Source organism: Streptomyces sp. HUAS MG91, from assembly GCF_040529335.1.
Lineage (GTDB): Bacteria > Actinomycetota > Actinomycetes > Streptomycetales > Streptomycetaceae > Streptomyces > Streptomyces tabacisoli.
In genome coordinates, this window is record NZ_CP159534.1 from 1,878,613 (window position 1) to 1,899,252 (window position 20,640).

A 20,640-nucleotide genomic window follows, 5' to 3' on the forward strand; every position below is an offset into this window, starting at 1 on the left:
GGCCCAGGCGCGTTGCCGTGAGCGGCACGCGGATCACTTGAGCGCGTCGTATCCTGCTCGGACACTCGGCTGGCGAGTCACATCAGGAAAACGGCACCACAACGGCAACACCCCCGCCCGTTCCCGCCCGTTCACCGGAACACGAAGTCCCGATCGCATCCGATCGCCGGTGCCTCCACCGGAACAACCGGCTCGTCAGTTCGTTTGACAACGACGTATCAGGACGACGTATCAAGACGATTCGTTGACCGTTTGTTTGACGTAGTTGACGATCGTTAGTTGACCGTGAAGACCGCAGAGCGCATGCCCCTCGCAGCACTTTCGCCTCGCAGGGGTGTACGTGGCCGTTCGACTGGAGATGCACGTGGCCGGGCGCATCGAGGATTACGCACTCATCGGGGACATGCAGACCGCAGCGCTGGTCTGCCGGGACGGCACAGTGGACTGGCTGTGCCTGCCCCGCTTCGACTCGCATGCCATTTTCGCCGGGCTGCTCGGCACCGAGGATCATGGTTTCTGGCGGCTCGGCCCGGCCCACGCGGCCGACGCCGAACCGCCGAGGGCGACCCGGCGCACGTACCGGGGCGACTCGCTGATCCTCGAGTCGGAGTGGGAGACACCGCGCGGCACGGTCCGCGTCACCGACTTCATGCCGCCGCGCGACGGCGCGCCGCAGCTGACCCGGATCGTGGAGGGCGTCAGCGGCCGGGTGCCGATGCGTTCGACCCTGCGCATGCGGTTCTCCTACGGCCGGATCACGCCCTGGGTGCACAAGGTGGACGGCCGTACGGTCGCCGTGGCCGGGCCCGACTCCGTGTGGCTGGATTCCGACGCCGAGACGTACGGCAAGGACCTGACGACGTACGCGGACTTCACCGTGGCCCCAGGGGACCGGATCGCCTTCACCATCCAGTGGCAGCCCTCGCACCGGGAACAGCCGCCGCTGCCGGATCCCGAGGGATCGCTGGTGGCGACGGAGCAGTTCTGGCGGGAATGGGTGGAGCACTGTACGTACCACGGGCCCTACCGGGAGGCCGTGGTCCGCTCCCTCATCACGCTGAAGGCGCTCACGTACGCGCCGACCGGCGGCATCGTCGCCGCGCCCACGACCTCGCTGCCGGAGGAGATCGGCGGCGTACGGAACTGGGACTACCGGTACACCTGGCTGCGGGACGCGGCCATCACCCTGTCGTCGCTGCTGCGCACCGGGTACCGGGAGGAGGCACGGGCGTGGCGCGAGTGGCTGCTGCGGGCCGTGGCCGGCGACCCGGAGAACCTGCAGATCATGTACGGCATCGCGGGCGAGCGGGAGCTCGGCGAGGCGGAGCTGGACTGGCTGCCCGGCTACGAGAACTCGGCGCCGGTCCGGGTCGGGAACGGGGCGGCGCACCAGCTCCAGCTCGACGTGTACGGCGAGGTGACGGAGGCCCTGCACCTCGCGCACATGACGGGCCTGGCCCGCAACGACTACGCGTCGCTGCTCCAGCTCAAGCTCATCCAGTACCTGGAGAACCACTGGGACGAGCCGGACGAGGGCATCTGGGAGGTGCGCGGTCCGCGCCGGCACTTCGTGCACTCGAAGGTCATGGCGTGGGTGGCGGTCGACCGCACCATCAAGCTGATCGAGTCCGGTGACGCCGACGGACCGCTGGAGAAGTGGCGCGAGCTGCGCGACGACATCCACCGGGACGTGTGCGAGAAGGGGTACGACAAGGAGCGGAACACCTTCACGCAGTCGTACGGCAGCAAGGAGCTGGACGCCTCGCTGCTGCTGATTCCGCAGATGGGCTTCCTGCCGCCCGACGACAAGCGCGTCATCGGCACCATCGAGGCGATCCAGCGGGAGCTGTCGACGACGGACGGGTTCATCCTCAGGTACCCCACCGACGGCGACAACGCGGGTGTCGACGGCCTCCCCGGCGACGAGGGCGCCTTCCTCGCCTGCTCGTTCTGGATGGCGGACGACCTCGCGATGATCGGCCGGGTCGACGAGGCCCGCCGCCTCTTCGAGAAGCTGCTGGCCCTCCGCAACGACCTGGGCCTGCTGGCCGAGGAGTGGGACCCCCGGCTGCAACGCCAGGTCGGCAACTTCCCGCAGGCCTTCAGCCACGTCCCCCTGATCGACACGGCCCTGCGGCTGACCGCTTCGGGGGCGTACGGGGGCTGACCGGAGCGGTCCGTGATGTACGCCACACGGACCGCCCCGCCCGGCAATATCGGCCTCGATGCCACGAGTTGTCGTGATATCGGGGCCGATGATCGTCTCCGTGGCCGGGCGGCTATGTTCCGGGATCGTCCGCGCCGGTACCGTCCGCATCATGGACAGCACCTCCCCCGAGTACCCGCCGTACTCCCCTCCCTCCTCCCCCGCCGGGATCACCGTGCAGCGGGCCCTGGAGCTGCCCGGGCTGCGCAGTGGGCTGCCCGAGGTGGTGGCGGGCGGGGACCGGCTGCTGCGGACGGTGCGCTGGGTGCACGCGGGTGAGGTGCCGAACATCGCGTCACTGCTCAAGGGCGGCGAACTGCTGCTGACCACCGGGTTCGGGCTCGGCACGCGCCCGGCCGAGCAGCGGGCCTTCGTACGCAAGCTGGCCGAGCGGGGCATCGCCGCGCTGGTGATCGAGCTGGGGCAGCGGTTCGCGCGGCTGCCCGCGGCGCTGGTGGAGACGGCGCGGGCGGCGGGCCTCCCGCTGGTGCAGCTGCACCGCGAGGTCCCCTTCGTGACCGTCACGGAGGAGATCCACACCGAGATCGTCAACGGCCATTACGCGCTGCTCCAGCGCGCGGAGGAGGTCCACCGGCGCTGCACGAACGCGCTGCTCGGCGGGGGCGGGGTGCCGCAGGTCCTGCGGATCCTGGCCGAGTTCAGCGGGAACCCGGTGTTCCTGGAGACCGCCGACGGACAGCTGCTGTACGCGGCCGGTGCCGACGGCGACATCACCGATCCGCTCCAGGTGTGGGAGGGCATGCGCGGCACGCACCAGGACGAGCCGCCCAGCGGGGCGCTGCTCGTCGACGTGCCGGGCGGTGGCCCGGGTACGGGTTCGGTGCGGGCGCGGCTCGTCGTGCTGCCGGTGTCGTCGGCCCCGGCGCCGGTGCACCGGATCGCGGCGGAGCGGGCCGCCGGGTCGCTGGCCGTCGTGCTGATGCAGGCGCGGCAGGAGGAGGAGCTGGCGGCGCGCGGGCGCGGCGACTTCCTCACCGATCTCGCGGAGGGCCGGATCACGCCGGAGGACGCCCCGGCGCAGGCCCGCGTCCTGGGCTTCCGGCCGACCGGGCAGGGGCCCCTGCTGCCGGTGGTGATGCGACTGCCGGAGACGTCCATGAGCGTGGCGCCGGGCGGCGGCTGGGCGGTGCTCGCGCGGGCCGTGTCGGAGGAGCTGGCGTCGGTCGGCGTGCCCGTGCTGCTCGGCGTACGGCCCGTGGAGGGGCGGGTGCCGCTGCTGCTCGGGCTGCGTTCGGAGTCGGAGCGCACGGCGGTCGCCGACCGGGTGGCGGCGGCGCTGCGGGCGGGCGTGGAGCGGGCCGGGATGCAGCGGGCGGGCGGCAAGGCGCCGGTGGTCGTGGTCGGCGGGGCGGGCGGCTGGACGGCGGCCGCCGCGGGTCTGCGGCACGCGGCGGAGACGGCGACGGCCGCGCAGGGCCTCACCGACCGCCCGTGGTTCGACGCGCGGCGCCTGGACATCGACCTGCTGCTGTGGCGGCTGCGGGAGCATCCGGACCTGGCGGCGTTCGTGGAACGGGCGATCGGCCCGCTCCAGGAGCACGACAAGCGCTCGAAGCCTCCCCTGCTGCCCACGCTCCAGACCTACCTGGCCCACGCGGGCCGCAAGGCGGAGACGGCCCGCGAACTGCACCTGAACCGCCAGACGCTGTACAACCGCCTCGCCCGGATAGGCGAGTTGCTGGGAACGGACCTGGACGACCCGCAGACGGTACTGGCCCTCAGCCTGGCGTTGCGGGCTCGCCGGCACGTGGGATAGCCGACGCCCTGTCAGAAGGTTCCGGTCAACTCGTCGTACACGCTGAGGACTTGAGCGACCGTCGCGTCCTCGCTCGGCCAGGAGGCGGCCTGGGCGGTGCCGGCGTCGCGCAGCGCGGCGCAGCGCTCGGGGTCCGTGAGGAGGCGTTCGATGGCGCGGGCCAGGGCGGGCGCGTCTCCGTACGGCACCAGTTCGGCGGCGTCGCCGACGAGTTCGGGGATGCCGCCGACGTCGGTGGCGACGAGCGGTACGCGGGCGTGCAGGGCCTCCTGGGCGAGCAGTGAGCGCGATTCCCAGCTGCTGGGCAGGACGGCGATGTCGGCGGCGTGCAGCAGGTCGGCGACGTCGTCCCGGCGGCCGACGAGGCGCACCGGCAGGCCCTCGCCCTCGATCCGGCGCTGGAGGGTGGCCCGCTGCGGCCCCTCCCCGGCGATGACGAGGAGCGGCGCCGGGTCGAGGCCGAGCCAGGCGTGCGCGGCGTCGAGCAGGACCTCGTAGCCACGGTGCTGCTCCAGGGTGCCGACCGACATCAGCAACGGGCGTCCCACGGCGCCCAGTTCGGCCCGTGTCTTGTGGCGGGCGCGCTCGGCGTCGTCCTCCTGGGACGGCTCGGGGCGGTGCGGCGGCGGGAAGGAGACGGCGGCGAGCCGGGCGTCGCGGGCGCCGCGGGCGCGGGCCCGGTCGACCAGGTCGGACGAGGTGCCGAGCACGACGGACGCGGCCCTGGCCACGCGCCGCTCCAGCATCCGCAGAAGATGGGCCCGGGCCCCTTCCGCGTAGGACCGGGTGTGCCAGGTGACGACGAGCGGGATCCGGCGGCCGCTGAGCGCGAGGGAGGCGCGCAGCGCGGCGTGCAGTCCGTGGGCGTGCACCAGGTCGGCGTCGGCGCAGGCCACGCGGAGCGCGGCGACGGACGCCGGGTCGCTGCTGCGCGGCACCGGCAGGTGGTGGGCGCCGACGTCGCCGAACCCGTACGCGCGCTCGGCCTCGGACGGCGCGCAGACCGTGACCCGCACCCCGCGGGCGACCAACCCGGCCGTCAGGGAACGGACATGGGCGCTGCTGCCCGCGCTGCCGCCGCCCAGCACTTGCACGGTGCGCAGCGGCGTCTGTCCGTGCGCTGCGTGGCTGCTCACGTGGCTCACGTGACCGGGCTCCTGGTCGATAGGTGCGGTGGGTGCGGTCGGTGCAGGTCCGGGAAGCTTGCTCCTGCGGTGCCAAGGATGCCAGCCCGTACGGGCGTTCCGGCACCGCTCACGGTCTCGCACCGCACGAGTCCGGGCAACACGGCACACTGGACCACTCACATGGGTGACTTGACACCCTCCATGTTGCCCTTTTCCCCGGCCCCCTCAGGGGCGCGGGGAACTGCCCGCCCAGCCACGACGCGACCGGACGCGCCCACGGCCCACAGGCCCCTACCCGGACCCGAGCGGAGCGCTCACGCGTCGGCCCTGGCGGCCGCCAGCAGCTCCTCCGCGTGCGCCCGTGCCGTCTCGGAGTCCTCCTGGCCGGCGAGCATCCGCGACAACTCCCGTACGCGGTCCTCCCCTTCGAGCACGGTGACGCCGGAACGGGTGACCGATCCGTCGTTCGTCTTTTCGACGAGCAGCTGTCGGTCGGCGAACGCGGCGACCTGCGGCAGGTGCGTGACGACCACGACCTGCGCCGACTTGGCCAGCTTGGCAAGGCGCCGGCCGATCTCGACGGCGGCCTTGCCGCCGACACCGGCGTCGACCTCGTCGAAGAGGTAGGTGGGCACCGGATCGGTGCCGGCGAAGACGACCTCGACCGCGAGCATCACGCGGGAGAGCTCACCGCCGGAGGCGCCCTTGGCGATCGGGCGCGGCGGGGCCCCGGGATGCGGGGCGAGCAGCAGCTCCACCTCGTCGGCGCCGCTCGGCCCGCACGTCACGGTCCGTCCGTCGACCTCCACGCCGTCGGCGGCGTCGGTCTCGGTCTGCCGGATGTCGAAGGAGATCCGGGCGTGCGGCATGGCGAGCGAGGCCAGCTCCTCGGTGACGGCTGCGGCGAACCGCGCGGCCGCCTCCACCCGGGCGTGCGTCAATTCCTGGGCGAGCAGTCCGAGTTCGCCGCGCAGCGCGTCGCGCTCGGCCGTCAGCTCGCCGATCCGTTCGTCGTCGCCGTCGAGTTCGAGCAGGCGCGCGGCGCTCCGCTCGGCCCAGGTCAGTACGGCCTCCGTGCCGCCACCGTCCTCGCCGTACTTGCGCGTGAGCGCGGTCAGCGCGGCACGGCGCTCCTCGACGGCGGCGAGCCGGAGCGGGTCGGCGTCCAAGTCGTCCGCGTATCCGGCGAGTTCGGCGGCGACGTCGGTGAGCAGGATCTGCACCTCGCCGATCCGCTCGGCGAGCGTACCGAGGGCTGAGTCGTGCGCGCGCACCGCTTCCAGTGCCCGGTGGGCGGCGCCGACCAGCGTCTGGGCGTCCACGCCCTCGGGGTCCTCGGGGTTCCCGGCGAGCGCGCCGTGCGCGGCCGCGGCGGCGGAGGCCAGCGCTTCGGCGTGGCCGAGCCGCGACGCCTCCTCGGCCAGCTCGACGTCCTCCCCGGCGCGGGGCTCCACGGCGGCGATCTCGTCGAGCCCGAAGCGCAGCAGATCGGCTTCCTGCGCCCGCTCCCGGGCGCGCGTGGTGATCTCCTCCAGCTCGGCGCCGACGGCCTTCAGCCGCTTGTACCCGCCCGCGTACTTGGCGAGCGGCTTCGCGACGGCGTCCCCGGCGTACCGGTCGAGCGCCTGCCGCTGCCGCCCCTGCTTGAGCAGTCCCTGCTGGTCGGTCTGGCCGTGCACCGCGACGAGTTCGTCGGCGAGTTCGGCGAGCACGCCGACGGGCACCGAGCGGCCGCCCAGGTGGGCCCGCGAGCGCCCCTCGGCGGAAACGGTACGGCTGACGAGCAGCACACCGTCCTCCAGCTCGGCCCCGGCCTCCTCGGCCCGTGCGGCCGCGCCGGAGCCGGCGGGCACCGTGACGCTCCCCTCGACCACCGCGTGCTTCGCGCCGATCCGTACGAGCGCGGGGTCGGCGCGCCCGCCCAGCAACAGCCCGAGGCTCGTGACGACCATGGTCTTGCCCGCGCCGGTCTCACCGGTCACCGCCGTGAAACCGGGTGACAGCTCGACCACCGCGTCGTCGATGACTCCGAGCGACCGTATCCGCATCTCCTCCAACACGGACACGACCTTACGAGGTCGGGGGCCGTCTGTGCGACGGGCCCCGGCCTCCGGCACCGAACCAGCAGGTGGTGCGAGGCCCCTGTCACCCGTGCGTGTGCCCCGGGGTGGGGCTGTCACCGGACCGGCCGGTGGGTCTGCCGGTGGGGTGTCCCCCGCGTTCCCTCACCTGTCCCTCACGTGTCCCTCCCGTCCAGCAGCGCGGCCACCGTGATCAGCGCCCCCGCCCCTGGATCGCGCCCGGTCAGCCGCTCGGCGACGCGCTGCCACGCCGCCGGGTCCGTACCGAGCCGGTCGCGCGCCAGCGCGGCGAGTCCGGCGCGGGCGGCGGCGGCCTCAGGCGGTGCGTCCGTGCGGCGTACGGTGCCGCTCAGGTACGCGAGGACGCGTCCGGCCGGTGCGGCCAGATGCAGGAGGTCGGCCCCGGTCAGCAGACCCGCGTCGAGCAGACCGTCCACCTGGGTGGCGGGCGGCGCCGTGAACAGGCCGCACAGTCCGTGCCGGGCCCGCTCCCGGGTGAGCCGCGCTCCCGTGGGCAGGCCGTGCGGTCCGGGCTCCGGGAGCAGCGCCGCGTGCCGCAGCTGTACGTCCTCGGGGACTCCGGGGAGTGGGACCAGATCGGCCCAGTACGGGATCGGGTCCTCGGCGTGGGCGGCTTCGAGGACCGCCCAGTCGACGCTCTGCCCCACCGGCGGAGTCGCGACGAGATCGCGTGCCTGCGCGGCGTGCCGGGCCCGGCGCAGCTTCCCGATCAGCTTCTCCGGCGCCCGCTCGCGGTCGAGGCGGGCCCGGATCACCCCGGCCGGGTCACCGGACGCGAGGGCCTTGGCGCAGACGGTGGTGGCGGTGCGGCCCAGCAGGTCCCGGCCCGCGAGCCGGGCGAGCCGGTCCGCGCCGCCGTGCTCCAGCAGCCGCAGACAGCCGAGAAGTTGCGGCCCGAGTCCGAGCCGCGCCCCGTCCCTGACGAGGATCACCTCGACGAGGTCGGGCTCGGCCGAGTCCAGCCACGCCAGGCCTCCGCCCGGCAGGTCACCGCCGTCGGCGTGCCACGCGGCGAGCACCCGGTCCCTCAGCGGCGGACGGCACCGGTGCACGATCCGCAGCACGGTGGGCCGGGGATTCCAGTGCCGCAGCAGCGCGAGATCGACATCGGGGTCGTCGAGGTCGACAAGTCGCTCCAGCGAGGCGCCGTCGAGCCAGCGGGACTGCGCGGCGAGGACCCGCAGCGCGTCCGGGTCGCGGGCCGCGAGCAGCCGGTCGAGGAGCGGGCGGGGCGTGTGGTCGTGGCGCAGGAGATGGGCGGCGAGGAGCCAGGCCCCGTCGGGGCCGAGCCGGGGCAGCACGGCGTCGACGACCTCGGCGTCCGCCACACTCAGCAGGGTGCCGACGGGCCAGGCCCACAGGTGGTTCCCCCGCTCGAGGAGCCTGATCGCCTCGTCGGGCGTGCGCGGCCCGTCCCGCTCCACGGGCGCGGGCGCGGCGCCCCGGACACGGCCGAGCAGCTCCTCCCAGGTCGGCCCGTCCGGCTCGGCGCCCGAGGCGAGCGCGGCCAGGCCGAGCCACGCGTCGGGGTCCGTCCCCAACTCGGCCCGCAGCCGCCGGGCGAGCGCGGCCCGCCAGGCATGGGCGAACGCGAGCCGCCGCCAGTCGTGGGGCAACAGCAGCAGCCGGTGCGCGGGCAGCAGGGCGAGCAGCGCGTCGGCGCTCAGCACGCCCTGCGCATAGGCGTGTTCGAAGACCTGCGCCCCGGATCCGTAGGTCTGCGGCAGCTCCGCGCTCACCTCCGCGAGGCCGGGCGTGCGATACGCGATCCCGTCCTCGGACACGGCGATCCCGTGCGGCGCGCACGCCTCGGCGAACCAGCGCGGAGTGGCGAGACCGGGCGCGTCACCCCAGTCGTACGCGGCCAACGCGCTCAGGACATCGGGGTCATCGGGATAAGGCGCGCCGTCGGGGGCGACGGAGTACAGCAGGTCGAGTGCGGCCAGGGCGACGGACCGGTCGCGCCGGTTCAGCGGAGCGCGCGGCGCCGGGACCACGGGCGGCAGCTGCCGCTCCTGAGGCGGGCCCGCGTCCGCCTTGCCCGCCCGGACGATCAACTCGGCGAGATCTCCCCGGTGTCCGGCCAGCAGCGAGTCGAACGCGGCCCAGCTCTCCGGCCGCTCCCCGAGGTGGGCCTCGGTCAGGGCGCGCAGTTCGGCGATCGTCGCCGGGTCGAGCAGCCGCCGCTCGGCGAGACGGGCGAGCGCGGCCAGGGCGTGCGCGGCGGGGCGCGCGGTGCGGAGCAGGTCAGCCGGGTCGAGCAGTCCGGCACCTGCCATGCCCTCGGCCCAGCGGACGGCTTGGTCGTCGAGGTCCTCCTCGGCGAGGCGGCGCGCGGGCGGCGTGGTGTTCCCGGCACGCCGGCCGCCGGCCCGCCAGGGTTCGTTGAGCACGCTCAGGCGGAAGGCCGCGCGCTGTGCGTCGCTCGCCGCCTCGTGCCGGGCCAGCTCCTCGCAGGCCGTGGGCATGAACGGGTGCTCGGCGTGGGCCCGGGCCAGGGCGTCGATGTCATGGACGTACGGCTCGTTCAGCAGGTCGCGCAGGGTGCTGGTGCCGCGGGTGGTGGCGAGGAGCGCGGGCAGCCGCGCCGGGTCCTCGTAGGGCTCGCCCTGTGCGCGCAGGGCACGCGCACCGTCGTGGACGCCGTCGCCCGCGTCCGCCAGCGCCTCGGTGACCGCCTGGACCACGGGCCCGTTCAGCGCCCCGGCCACCCCGGGATCGTCGAGCAGCGCGCGCACGGCGTCCGGTCCGCTGCGCTCCCAGACCCGCACCAGGGCGTACTGCTGGGCGGCCCGGCGGGCGCCCCGGCGCAGCGCGGCGGCGACGAGCTGTGGATCCCCGGAGCCGAGCAGCGGCGCGAGCCAGGCGCGCGTGGCCTCACCGCGCTCCGGCGTCAGCTCGGCGCGGAGCGCGGCGTCGAGCGGGACGGTGTCGAGGCGGTGCGCGATCGTGCGGCGCAGGGACGCGGTGGCGCGCGGCGAGCGGTAGACGGCGGCGCAGACCTGGGCGTCCCCGGTCTCAAGGAGGCGGGCCAGCACCCGTGAGTCGAGGCGGGCGTGACGGGCGAGGGCCGTGCGGCAGCGGCTGTCGCCGTGGTCGACGACGGCGGTGACGAGCGCGGGCGCGGGCGGCGCGCCACCGGAGAGCAGTTCGGCCGTGGCCCGCTCGGGCAGGGCGGCCAGCACGGCGGCGGCGTCCCGCGGCGCGGCGTGTTCGAGAAGCAGCCCGAGCGTGGCGTGCGCGGACCGGGGCACGGGAGGCCGCAGCGGGCCGTCCTGCGCGACGCCGGGAAGCTCCTCGGCGAGCAGCTCGGGCAGTGTGCCCCGGTGAGCGGCGAGCGCGTCGTACAGCGCCCGCCAGCGGTCCAGGCCACCGCCGAGGTGACGCGCGGTCAACTCCCGTAGGAAACCGGCGGCTTCCGCGTCCGCTCCCCCGGCGGCGGCCACCCTCGCCGCCACCGACCGCGCCGGCCGCGTCCGCCGCACCGCGTCGAGGGCGGTGCCGCCCGCACCGGCCGGCTCCGCGCCGGATTCCAGTATCCCGAGCAGCGCCCGCCCGGCCGCCCCCACCTGCACATCTGCCATGGCGGCCATGCTAGATCCGCCCACTGACAACAGAAGGTGGTGCTAGTGCGGCGCCCCGCGCCAACCCGCCACCGGCAGTGCGAACTTGGCGACGAGCCGGTCCGTGAAGACGGCGTGGTGGAGCCGGGCGAGCCGCACCGGCACGGCCCCGCGCCGCACCTCCACCCGCGCGCCCGCGGGCAGTTCGACGGTGCGCCGTCCGTCGCACCACAGCACCCCGTGCGGGGTGTGCGGCTGCACCTCGACGGCCAGGACCGAGTCGGGCGAGGTGACCAGCGGCTTGGCGAACAGCGCGTGCGCGCTGATCGGCACCATCAGCAGCGCCTCGACCTCGGGCCACACCACGGGCCCGCCCGCCGAGAACGCGTACGCCGTCGACCCGGTCGGGGTCGCGCACACGATCCCGTCGCAGCCGAACCCGGTGACCGGCCGGCCGTCGATCTCCAGGACGACCTCCAGCATCCGCTCGGGCTCGGTCTTCTGCACGGCCGCCTCGTTGAGCGCCCAGTCCCGGTGCACGACATCGCCGTTGCGGTGCACGACGACGTCGATCGTCATGCGCTCCTCGACCTCGTACTCCTTGGTGACAACGCGGTCGACGACCTTGTCCAGGTCGTCGCGCTCGGCCTCCGCCAGGAAGCCCACGCGCCCCAGGTTCACCCCGAGCATCGGCACTCCGGAGGCGCGGGCGAACTCGGCGCCGCGCAGCAGCGTCCCGTCCCCGCCGAGCACGATGAGCAGTTCGCACCCGTCCAGGCAGGCCGGGGTCGCCTCCTTCACCAGCTCCACGGTGTCCGGCAGCGGCAGATCGGAGGCCTCCGACTCCAGGACCCGCACTCCGAGGCCGCTCCTCAGCAGGCCCTCGACGACGAGTTCGGCGCTCCGGACGGCCGCGGGCCGTCCGGTGTGCGCGAGCAGGAAAACAGTACGAGCTCGGGTCTGGGTCAACGCGGCCCCTCCGCCACTGCACGGTCGACGTCGGCCGGGTCCAGTTCGGGCGCACCGGCACGCAGCCACAGAAAGTACTCGACGTTCCCGGACGGGCCGGGCAGCGGGCTCGCGGTGACGCCCCGCACGCCGAGGCCCAGCCGATACGCCTGCGCGGCGACCCCGCGCACGGCCTCGGCCCGCAGCTCCGGGCTGCGCACGACACCGCCGCTGCCCAGCCGTTCCTTGCCCACCTCGAACTGCGGCTTCACCATCAGCACCAGGTCGGCGTCGGGCGCCGCGCACCGCACCAGGGCGGGCAGCACCAGGCCGAGCGGGATGAAGGACAGGTCTCCGACGACGATGTCCACGGGCACCTCGTCGATCGCCTCCAGCGTCAGTTCGCGTACGTTCGTACGGTCCTTGACGGTGACGCGTTGATCGCTCTGGAGCGACCAGGCCAGCTGCCCGTACCCGACGTCGACGGCGACGACGTGCGCGACGCCGGAGCGCAGCAGCACGTCGGTGAAGCCACCGGTGGAGGCCCCGGCGTCCAGGGCCCGCCGGCCCTCCACGACAAGCCCCTGCGGCAGGAACGCCGCCAGGGCGCCCGCCAGCTTGTGCCCGCCGCGCGAGACGTACTCGGGGTCGCTGTCGTCCTGCTGCACGACGATGGCCGCGGCCGTCTCCACCTGGGTCGCGGGTTTGGTCGCGACGGTCTTGCCGACGCTGACCCGCCCGGCGGCGATCAGCTGGCTGGCGTGCTCGCGCGAGCGGGCCAGTTTGCGGCGGACGAGTTCGGCGTCGAGGCGGCGACGTGCCACACCTGCCACGGTCGGTTCAGCTCCTGTGCTCATACGGGGACGACGGCTGGGGCCGCGCGTCCAGCGCCGTGAGCGCGCCGCGCAGCCCCTGGTGTACATCCTCGTACACCTCGACGTGTCCGTCTGCCGCGAGGTGGTCCACATCGCCGAGCCGCTCCAGCTGCGCGTCCACCTCGGCGTTGCCGGTGGCGGTGCGCTCGATGCCGAGGGGGGCGGGCGCTGCGGGGTCGTACGACGGTTCCGCCGGAACCGGGGCCTCGGCGGCGGGTGTCTCGCTCATGCCCCGACGCTACCTCGTGGCGCCGGTGTACCGTCGATCACGATGGCGACGATTGAGGAGTGCCGGGAGGCACTCGGCAGGCTCGCGGACTCCATGGCGGGCGCGGACGGCGACGTACGCGCCGCCGTCGCCCTGGACCGTTCGCTGAGCTGCCACATCAGAGATCTGGACACGACGTTCTCCGGCCGCCTCGACGACGGCCGGATCAAGGTGCTCGACACCCGCCCGGGGCCGCCCGCCGAGAAGGCGCAGATCCGGCTGGCGATGACGGGCGACGACCTCGTGGCGATGGTGGACGGGCGGCTGAACTTCGCGAAGGCGTGGGCCGCCGGCCGTGTGAAGCTGGAGGCGTCCTTCCGCGACCTGCTGCGGCTCAGGACGCTGCTTTAGCGACCTCCGCAGGAGCGGCCTGCTGCCTGCGGGCCTGCCGCGCCGCGGGCACGACGAGCGGCGTCCCGGTCTCCGGGTCGTCGATGACCTGGCACTTCATCCCGAAGAGCCGCTCGACGAGGTCGGCGGTGACGATGTCCTTGGGCGCGCCCTCGGCGATCACCTCGCCGTCGCGCAGCGCGATCAGGTGCGTCGCGTAGCGGGCGGCGTGGTTGAGGTCGTGGAGCACGGCGACGAGCGTGCGCCCCTGCTCCTCGTGCAGGTCGGCGCAGAGGTCGAGGACGTCGATCTGGTGCTGGATGTCGAGGTAGGTGGTCGGCTCGTCGAGCAGCAGCAGCGGGGTCTGCTGGGCGAGTGCCATGGCGATCCACACGCGCTGGCGCTGGCCGCCGGAGAGCTCATCCACGTACCGGTCGGCGAGTTCGGCGACGCCGGTGGACGCCATCGACTCGTTGACGACCTTCTCGTCCTCGGGCGACCACTGGCGCAACAGGCCCTGGTGCGGGTAGCGGCCGCGGGCGACGAGGTCGGCGACGGTGATGCCGTCGGGCGCGACGGAGGACTGCGGGAGCAGGCCGAGCGTCTTGGCGACCTTCTTCGCCGGCATCGACTGGATGACGCTGCCGTCGAGCAGGACCCGGCCGGTGCTGGGCTTGAGCATGCGCGACAGGGCGCGCAGGAGCGTCGATTTGCCGCAGGCGTTCGGGCCGACGATCACCGTGAAGGACTGGTCGGGGATCTCGACGGACAGCTTCTCGGCGATGACGCGCTGGTCGTATCCGAGGGTCACGTCGTCGGCTATCAGCCTGTTCACGGCGGTGCTCCTTTGGTTCGTACGAATACCGGGGCTCAAATCCGCCCCGCCTTGCGCTCGGTGACGAGCAGCCACAGCAGATAGACGCCGCCGACGACTCCCGTGACGACACCCACGGGCAGCTGGTCGGCGCCGAACGCCCGCTGCGACGCCAGGTCGGCGACGATCAGCAGGGTGGCGCCGAGGGCGGTGGAGGCCAGCAGGTTCGGCCCGGGCGACCTGGTCAGGCGGCGGGCGATCTGCGGGGCGGTGAGCGCCACGAAGGTCACGGGGCCCGCGGCGGCGGTGGCGGCCGCGGTCAGCACGACGGAGGCGGCGAGCAGCAGCAGCCGGGTCCGCTCGACGGGCACGCCGAGCGCGCCGGCCGCGTCGTCGCCCATCTCCAGCATCCGCAGCGGCCGCCCGTACCAGGCGACGAGGGGCGCGATGACGACGAACATGATCAGCAGCGGCCACACCTGGGTCCAGTCGCGGCCGTTGAGCGAGCCGGTCATCCAGACGGTGGCGCGGGCGGCGTCGACGAAGTCGGCCTTGGTGAGCAGATAGCCGTTGACGGCGGTCACGAAGGCGGAGGCGCCGATGCCGACGAGCACCAGGCGGTAGCCGTGCACGCCCCGCTTCCAGGCGAGCAGGTAGATGGCGACGCCGGTGACGAGCCCGCCGACGAGCGCGCCGAGGGCGACCTCGGCCGCGCTGCCGCCGACGATCACGATCATCACGAGGGCACCCGCGGTGGCGCCCTGGCCGAGCCCGAGCACGTCCGGGCTGCCCAGCGGGTTGCGGGAGATGGACTGGAACAGCGCGCCGGAGAGCCCGAGCGCGCCGCCCACGAGGAGTCCGACGAGGACCCGCGGCAGCCGCAGGTCGTTGATGATGAACTCCTGCCCGGCGTTGCCGTGGCCCGCCAGGGTGCGCAGCACGTCCATGGCGGGGATCGGGAAGTCGCCGGTGCCGATGAGCACGACGCTCGCGGCGAGCACGGCGACGACGAGGAGGGCCACGACGACGACGGTGCGCGGGTCGAGCCGTACGGAGAGTCCGCCCGGGGTGCGGACCGCCTTGGTGGTCTTCACAGCTGGGCCATCCTCCGGCGTCGTACGAGAACGATGAAGACGGGTGCGCCGATGACGGCGGTGACGATGCCGACCTGGAGTTCGGAGGGCCGGGCCACGATCCGGCCGATCACGTCGGCGCCGAGCAGCAGCACCGGTGACAGGACCGCCGAGTACGGCAGCAGCCAGCGCTGGTCGGGGCCGGTGAAGGAGCGCACCATGTGCGGCACCATCAGGCCGACGAAGGCGATGGGCCCGCAGGCGGCGGTCGCGGCGCCGCACAGCAGGGTGGCGGAGAGCATGCCGAGCGCGCGGGTCCGCCCGAGGTGGGCGCCGAGCGCCCGTGCGGTGTCGTCGCCCATGGCCATGGCGTTCAGGGGCCGCGCCAGGCCGAGCGCGAGCAGCGAGCCGACCGCGATGAACGGCCACACCTGCTGGATCGTGTGCATGCTCGCGGAGGCCAGCGAGCCGACCTGCCAGAACCGCATCCGGTTCAGCGCGACGTCGTCGGTGATCATCACGGCGTAGAGGTAGCCGGAGAGCGCGGCGGCGACGGCCGTACCGGCGAGCGCGAGGCGTACGGGCGTCGCGTTCCTGGTCCCGCCGAGGATGTACACGAGCACGCCGACGATCGCGGCGCCCGCGAAGGCGAACCACACATAGCCGCTGAGCGAGGTCACGCCGAAGAAGCTGATGGCGGTGACGACGGCGGCGGACGCCCCCATGTTGATGCCGAGGATGCCGGGGTCGGCCAGCGGGTTGCGGGTGAGGGCCTGGAGCACGGCGCCGGAGAGGCCGAGCGCGAGCCCGGCGAGCAGCCCGAGCACGGTGCGCGAGACCCGCTCCCCGACGACCACGTCCGCGTAGGTGTTGGTGTCGTGGAAGAGCCCGTGCCAGACCTGGTCGAGCGTGAGCGACTTGGCTCCCACCGCGATGCTCGCCACGACGACGGCCAGCAGTACGAGGACCGACGCGAGCAGCAGGGCGCCGCGTATCGCCGTACGACGGCCGGGGGGCGCGGGAGCGGTCTCCGCGCCGGCTTCTGGGGGACTCTCGACCAACACGAGGTTAGGCTAACCTATCTTCCCGCTCGCCCCTCTGGGGGAGGCCGCACTCGCGCCCCGCCCCCGTACCTCCGCGCCTCGCCCCGGACCAGGCGGTTAAAGCCCGGCCTCGGCCAATCGCTCCAGAACCTTCACAGAGTCCAGCTCGCACACACCGTCTCCACCGGCGGCCCAGGCGGCCCCGCACAATGCCCGCAGCCCGTCGAGCGGATCCCCCTCCCCGGTCAGTTCCAGCGCGTCGTCCCCGGCCGAGGCGGTCCACCCGCCGCAGCGCACCTCGCCGCCGGTGTCCTCGACGTCCGGCTGCCCGCGCAGCAGCCCGCGCAGATCGCGGTCCACGTACGTCGGACGGTGCTGCGGCGGCGCGGCAAGCAGTTGCGCCCCGTCGGTCACTCCGGTGAGCACGAGCAACGAGTCCACTCCGCCGTTGAACGCCCCCTCGATGTCCGTGTCCAGCCGGTCGCCGACGACGAGCGGTGTCTTGGCCCCGGTGCGCAGCACGGTCTCGCGGTGCATCGGCGGCAGCGGTTTGCCGGCGACCTGCGGGTCGGCACCCGTCGCGATCCGGACGACCTCGACCGCCGCGCCGTTCCCCGGCGCGATGCCGCGGCCGCTCGGGATCGTCAGGTCGGTGTTGGACGCGAACCACGGCACGCCCCGCGCGATCGCGTAGCAGGCCTCGGCGAACCGGCTCCACGCCATGTCGGGCCCGCCGTACCCCTGGGCGACGGCGGCGGGGTCGTCATCAGCGGATTCGACCGGCACGAGCCCGCGCTCGCGCAGCGCGACCCGCAGCCCCTCGCCGCCGATCACGAGCACCCGCGCCCCTTCGGGCACCTGCTCGCTGATCAGCCGGGAGACGGCCTGCGCGGAGGTGATCACGTCCTCGGCCCCGGTCGGGGTGATCCCCAGCTCGGTCAGGTGCCCGGCGACGGCGTCGGGGGTCCGCAGCGCGTTGTTCGTGACGTACGCGAGGGCCATCCCGCCGTCCCGCGCGGTGGCCAGCGCGTCCACGGCGTGGTCGATGGCGTGCCCACCCGCGTAAACGACCCCGTCCAGGTCGAGCAGGGCGGTGTCATAGGCCTCGCTCAACGCCCGCGCACTGCCGTCGGGCCGCACGCGCGGTCCGCTGCCGGCCTCCTCGCGTTCACTCTGGCTCATTACGTATCGCTCCTCGTTCGATCCCACTCCCCGATCATCCCTCACGGCACCGACACTCGTACGATGCACGAATGAACACTGCAGGTCGCACGGCACAGACGGGAAACCACGGCCTGGACCTGATGCCGTTCAGGGGGGTGCGGTACGTCCCGGAGCGGGTCGGCAGTCTCGCCGCCGTGACCTCGCCCCCGTACGACGTCGTCGTACGCCCCGACGGCCTGCTGCATCTGGAGAGCGCGGACCCGTTCAACATCGTCCGGCTGATCCTGCCGCAGGCGACGGATCCCGCCGCCCGCAACGCCCAGGCGGCCGCGACCCTCCGGCACTGGCTGACCGAGGGCGTCCTCGCCCCCGACCCGGAACCCGCGCTGTACATCTACGAGCAGCGGGGCGGTGACATGCTCCAGCGCGGTGTCATCGGCGCCCTCCATCTGTCCGAGGCGGCGGAGGGGGTCGTCCTGCCCCACGAGGGTGTCATGCCGCATGTCGTCGAGGACCGCGCCGGCGTCATGCGCGCCACGGAGGCGAACCTCGAACCGCTCCTGCTCACCTATCGCGGCAACGGCGGCCCGACCGGTGCCTCGGCCGTCATCGAGCGCACCGTGCGCCGGCCCCCGCTCCTCGCGACGACCACGGAGGACGGTTACGACCACCGCCTGTGGGCCGTCACGGACCCGGCGGACCTCGGGCACATCCAGGCCGACCTGGCCTCCCACCAGGCCCTGATCGCCGACGGCCATCACCGCTGGGCGACCTATCTGAGGCTGCGCACGGAACACCCGGCGGCCGCGTCCTCTCCCTGGGACTACGGTCTGGTGCTCCTGGTCGACACGGCCCGCTATCCCTTGCGGGTCCGCGCCATCCACCGCCTCCTCAACCGGCTCCCGCTCGACGAGGCCCTGGCCGCAGTCGCCGGCTCGTTCCGCGTACGAGAGGTCGAGGGCCCCCTCCCGCACGCCCTGGCGTCCCTGGCGCACGCGTCGGAAGACGGCAACGCCTTCCTTCTCGCCGGCGGCACCACGGACACCTATCACCTCCTGGACCGCCCCGATCCGGCCCTTCTCGCCCGTACGATCCGCACGGACCGTCCGGAGGCCTGGCGCACGCTGGACGCGACGGTGCTGCACGCGACGCTGCTCGGCCATGTCTGGGGCATCCCGGAGGACTCGCCGGCCGACATCGCGTACATCCACGACACGGAGGCCACGGTCGAGAAGGCGCGCCGGGACGGCGGTACGGCGGTGCTGATGCACCCGGTGCGCGAGGACGTCGTCCGCGAGCTGGCGCAGCAGGGCGTGACGATGCCCCGGAAGTCGACGTCGTTCGGCCCGAAGCCGGCGACGGGCCTGGTCCTGCGCACCCTCACCGACGACTGACGGGCGGGCCCCCGAAGGGACCCGCCCGCCACTCACCGCACGAAGCAGTCCTTACTGGTCCTGCTCGTCACGCCGCTCGTCATCGGCCTGCGCGGGCGCGGCACCGTCCTCGGCGCCCTCGCTCTCGCTCTCGTCGAAGGCGTCGACGAACTCGACCCCGTCCAGCTCGGCGAGCCGGTCGGACGCGTCGGTGCTGCCGTCCTTGTCGGACTCGACGGCCTTGGCGAACCACTCGCGCGCCTCGTCCTCACGTCCGGCGGCCAGCAGCGCGTCGGCGTACGCGTAGCGCAGTCGCGCGGTCCACGGCTGTACGGAGCTGGAGGCGAGCTCGGGGCTCTGCAGGGTGACGATGGCGGCGTCGAGCTGCCCCATGTCCCGCCGTGCCCCGGCCGCGACGAGCCGCATCTCGACCTGCCCGGCCTTGTCCAGCTTCTGCACCTCGGGGGCCCCGGCCATGTCGAGCGCCTTCTCCGGCCGCCCGAGCCCGCGCTCGCAGTCGGCCATGACGGGCCACAGCTCGACATTGCCGGTCATCCGCCGCGCGGCCCGGAACTCGGCGAGCGCCTCGCTGTACTTCTGGTTGGCGTACGCGGCGAAACCGGCGGCCTCGCGCACGGCGGCGACGCGCGAGGCGAGCCGCAGCGCGACCCGCGAGTACCCGTAGGCACCCTCGGGGTCCTCGTCGATCAGCCGCGCCACCATCACCAGGTTCTTGCCGACGTCCTCGGCAAGCCCCTTGGGCAGCGACTGGAGCTCCTGCTGCACGCCCTTGTCGAGCTCGAACCCGGAGACGTCCTCGGGAATCGGCAGCCGCTTGATCGGCTCACGGTCCCGCTCGTCGCGCCCACGGAAGCCACCGCCACGCCGGTCGTCCCGACGGTCATCGCGCCGGTCGTCACGCCCACGGAACCCGCCGGGCCGCCCACCACGGTCGTCCCGCCGCGGCCCACGCGCCCCACGGTCATCGTCCCGCCCACGGAAGCCACCACCACGTCGGTCGTCCCGACGGTCGTCGCGTCGGTCATCACGGCGGAAGGGGGGACGGTCGCCGTCACGGCGGGGCCCACGGTCCCGGTCCCGGTCGCGGTCACCGTACGAGGGACGGTCATCGCGGCGATCGCGGTAACCGCCGCCACCGCCACGGTTGTCATCACGCCGGTCGCGGAAGCCACCACCGCGGTTGTCGTCACGCCGAGCCCCGTACGAGGGACGGTCGTCACGGCGATCATCGCGGCGGTCATCACGGCGGTCGTCGCGCCGGAAGGGGGGACGGTCGCCGTCACGGCGGGGCCCACGGTCACGGTCCCGGTCGCGGTCACCGTACGAGGGACGGTCATCACGCCGGTCGCGGTAGCCACCGCCACCACGGTTGTCATCACGCCGGCCGTAAGACGGACGGTCGTCGCGCCGGTCATCACGGCGGAAGGGGGGACGGTCGCCGTCACGGCGGGGCCCACGGTCACGGTCCCGGTCGCGATCACCGTACGAGGGACGGTCATCGCGGCGATCGCGGTAACCGCCGCCACCGCCACGGTTGTCATCACGCCGGTCGCGGAAGCCACCACCGCGGTTGTCGTCACGCCGAGCCCCGTACGAGGGACGGTCATCACGGCGATCATCCCGCCGGTCATCGCGCCGGTCGTCGCGACGGAAGGGGGGACGGTCCCCGTCACGGCGGGGCCCACGGTCGCGATCCCGGTCACGGTCACCGTACGAGGGACGGTCATCGCGGCGGTCACGGCGCGGCCCACCGCTGTTTCCGCGGTACCCGCCCCGGTCACCACTGTCCCGGCGGCGCTGGTCGCGCTCGGGTCGCTCGTCGGGAGAGTTGGTGGACATCGATGGACTCCTGTCTTCGGTACCGCAGTCATTCTCGCGCAGCCGGGGTGCCGGCGCGCTCCGAGAAGAGTTCTGGAAATACAAAAGGACCCTTGGTCCCAGCATGTGTGCCGGGAC

The 20,640-nt window shown here is 73.8% G+C and carries 16 protein-coding genes; 4 read left to right on the forward strand and 12 right to left on the reverse strand.

Going from position 1 to position 20,640, the window contains the following annotated elements; genetic code table 11:
- Positions 1-364 precede the first annotated feature (364 nt).
- On the forward strand, positions 365-2,167 hold the full coding sequence (locus ABII15_RS08675) for a glycoside hydrolase family 15 protein (RefSeq protein ID WP_353946996.1): 1,803 nt from the start codon (positions 365-367) through the stop codon (positions 2,165-2,167).
- A 151-nt stretch (positions 2,168-2,318) separates the two neighbouring features.
- Positions 2,319-3,983, forward strand: coding sequence for a PucR family transcriptional regulator (locus tag ABII15_RS08680; RefSeq protein WP_353941696.1), 1,665 nt, complete (start codon positions 2,319-2,321; stop codon positions 3,981-3,983).
- An 11-nt stretch (positions 3,984-3,994) separates the two neighbouring features.
- Here ABII15_RS08680 and ABII15_RS08685 read toward each other — a convergent pair whose 3' ends face one another.
- From ABII15_RS08685 to ABII15_RS08710, 6 genes are all read right to left on the reverse strand, one after another.
- The gene (locus ABII15_RS08685) at positions 3,995-5,128 is read right to left on the reverse strand and encodes a glycosyltransferase family 4 protein (RefSeq protein ID WP_353941697.1); all 1,134 of its coding nucleotides are present in this window, start codon (positions 5,126-5,128) and stop codon (positions 3,995-3,997) included.
- A 296-nt stretch (positions 5,129-5,424) separates the two neighbouring features.
- On the reverse strand, positions 5,425-7,158 hold the full coding sequence (gene recN / locus ABII15_RS08690) for a DNA repair protein RecN (RefSeq protein ID WP_353946997.1): 1,734 nt from the start codon (positions 7,156-7,158) through the stop codon (positions 5,425-5,427).
- 188 nt (positions 7,159-7,346) lie between these two features.
- Entirely contained in the window at positions 7,347-10,796 is a 3,450-nt protein-coding gene (locus ABII15_RS08695) for a hypothetical protein (protein WP_353941698.1), read from the reverse strand.
- A 42-nt stretch (positions 10,797-10,838) separates the two neighbouring features.
- Positions 10,839-11,744 (reverse strand): NAD kinase, encoded by a 906-nt coding sequence (locus ABII15_RS08700; protein ID WP_353941699.1) that lies wholly within the window; start codon positions 11,742-11,744, stop codon positions 10,839-10,841.
- Positions 11,741-12,556, reverse strand: coding sequence for a TlyA family RNA methyltransferase (locus ABII15_RS08705; protein ID WP_353941700.1), 816 nt, complete (start codon positions 12,554-12,556; stop codon positions 11,741-11,743). Before ABII15_RS08705 ends, ABII15_RS08700 begins: the two co-directional genes overlap by 4 nt.
- Positions 12,557-12,563: 7 nt before the next feature.
- Complete coding sequence (locus ABII15_RS08710) at positions 12,564-12,827, reverse strand: hypothetical protein (protein WP_353941701.1); 264 nt, start codon at positions 12,825-12,827, stop codon at positions 12,564-12,566.
- Between the two features lie 42 nt (positions 12,828-12,869).
- Here ABII15_RS08710 and ABII15_RS08715 point away from each other — a divergent pair, with 42 nt between their 5' ends.
- The gene (locus ABII15_RS08715; protein WP_353941702.1) at positions 12,870-13,217 is read left to right on the forward strand and encodes an SCP2 sterol-binding domain-containing protein; all 348 of its coding nucleotides are present in this window, start codon (positions 12,870-12,872) and stop codon (positions 13,215-13,217) included.
- On the opposite strand, the gene ABII15_RS08720 is transcribed toward ABII15_RS08715, so the two are convergent.
- From ABII15_RS08720 to ABII15_RS08735, 4 genes are all read right to left on the reverse strand, one after another.
- Complete coding sequence (locus tag ABII15_RS08720; RefSeq protein WP_353941703.1) at positions 13,201-14,031, reverse strand: ABC transporter ATP-binding protein; 831 nt, start codon at positions 14,029-14,031, stop codon at positions 13,201-13,203. The genes ABII15_RS08715 and ABII15_RS08720 overlap by 17 nt on opposite strands.
- Positions 14,032-14,066: 35 nt before the next feature.
- A complete protein-coding gene (locus tag ABII15_RS08725) occupies positions 14,067-15,104 on the reverse strand; it encodes an iron chelate uptake ABC transporter family permease subunit (RefSeq protein ID WP_353941704.1) in 1,038 nt (345 codons plus the stop codon).
- Positions 15,101-16,147: an iron chelate uptake ABC transporter family permease subunit gene (locus ABII15_RS08730; protein ID WP_353941705.1), complete on the reverse strand. Its 1,047-nt coding sequence runs from the start codon at positions 16,145-16,147 to the stop codon at positions 15,101-15,103. The genes ABII15_RS08725 and ABII15_RS08730 overlap by 4 nt, the downstream gene beginning before the upstream one ends.
- 96 nt (positions 16,148-16,243) lie before the next feature.
- Positions 16,244-17,308, reverse strand: a complete 1,065-nt coding sequence (locus ABII15_RS08735; RefSeq protein ID WP_353941706.1) for an HAD hydrolase-like protein — start codon at positions 17,306-17,308, stop codon at positions 16,244-16,246.
- Positions 17,309-17,379: 71 nt separating this feature from the next.
- Here ABII15_RS08735 and ABII15_RS08740 point away from each other — a divergent pair, with 71 nt between their 5' ends.
- Positions 17,380-18,684: a DUF1015 domain-containing protein gene (locus ABII15_RS08740; RefSeq protein WP_353941707.1), complete on the forward strand. Its 1,305-nt coding sequence runs from the start codon at positions 17,380-17,382 to the stop codon at positions 18,682-18,684.
- 51 nt (positions 18,685-18,735) lie between these two features.
- On the opposite strand, the gene ABII15_RS08745 is transcribed toward ABII15_RS08740, so the two are convergent.
- Entirely contained in the window at positions 18,736-19,494 is a 759-nt protein-coding gene (locus ABII15_RS08745) for a tetratricopeptide repeat protein (RefSeq protein WP_353946998.1), read from the reverse strand.
- Entirely contained in the window at positions 19,386-20,423 is a 1,038-nt protein-coding gene (locus tag ABII15_RS08750) for a hypothetical protein (protein ID WP_353947329.1), read from the reverse strand. Before ABII15_RS08750 ends, ABII15_RS08745 begins: the two co-directional genes overlap by 109 nt.
- Positions 20,424-20,640 lie beyond the last annotated feature (217 nt).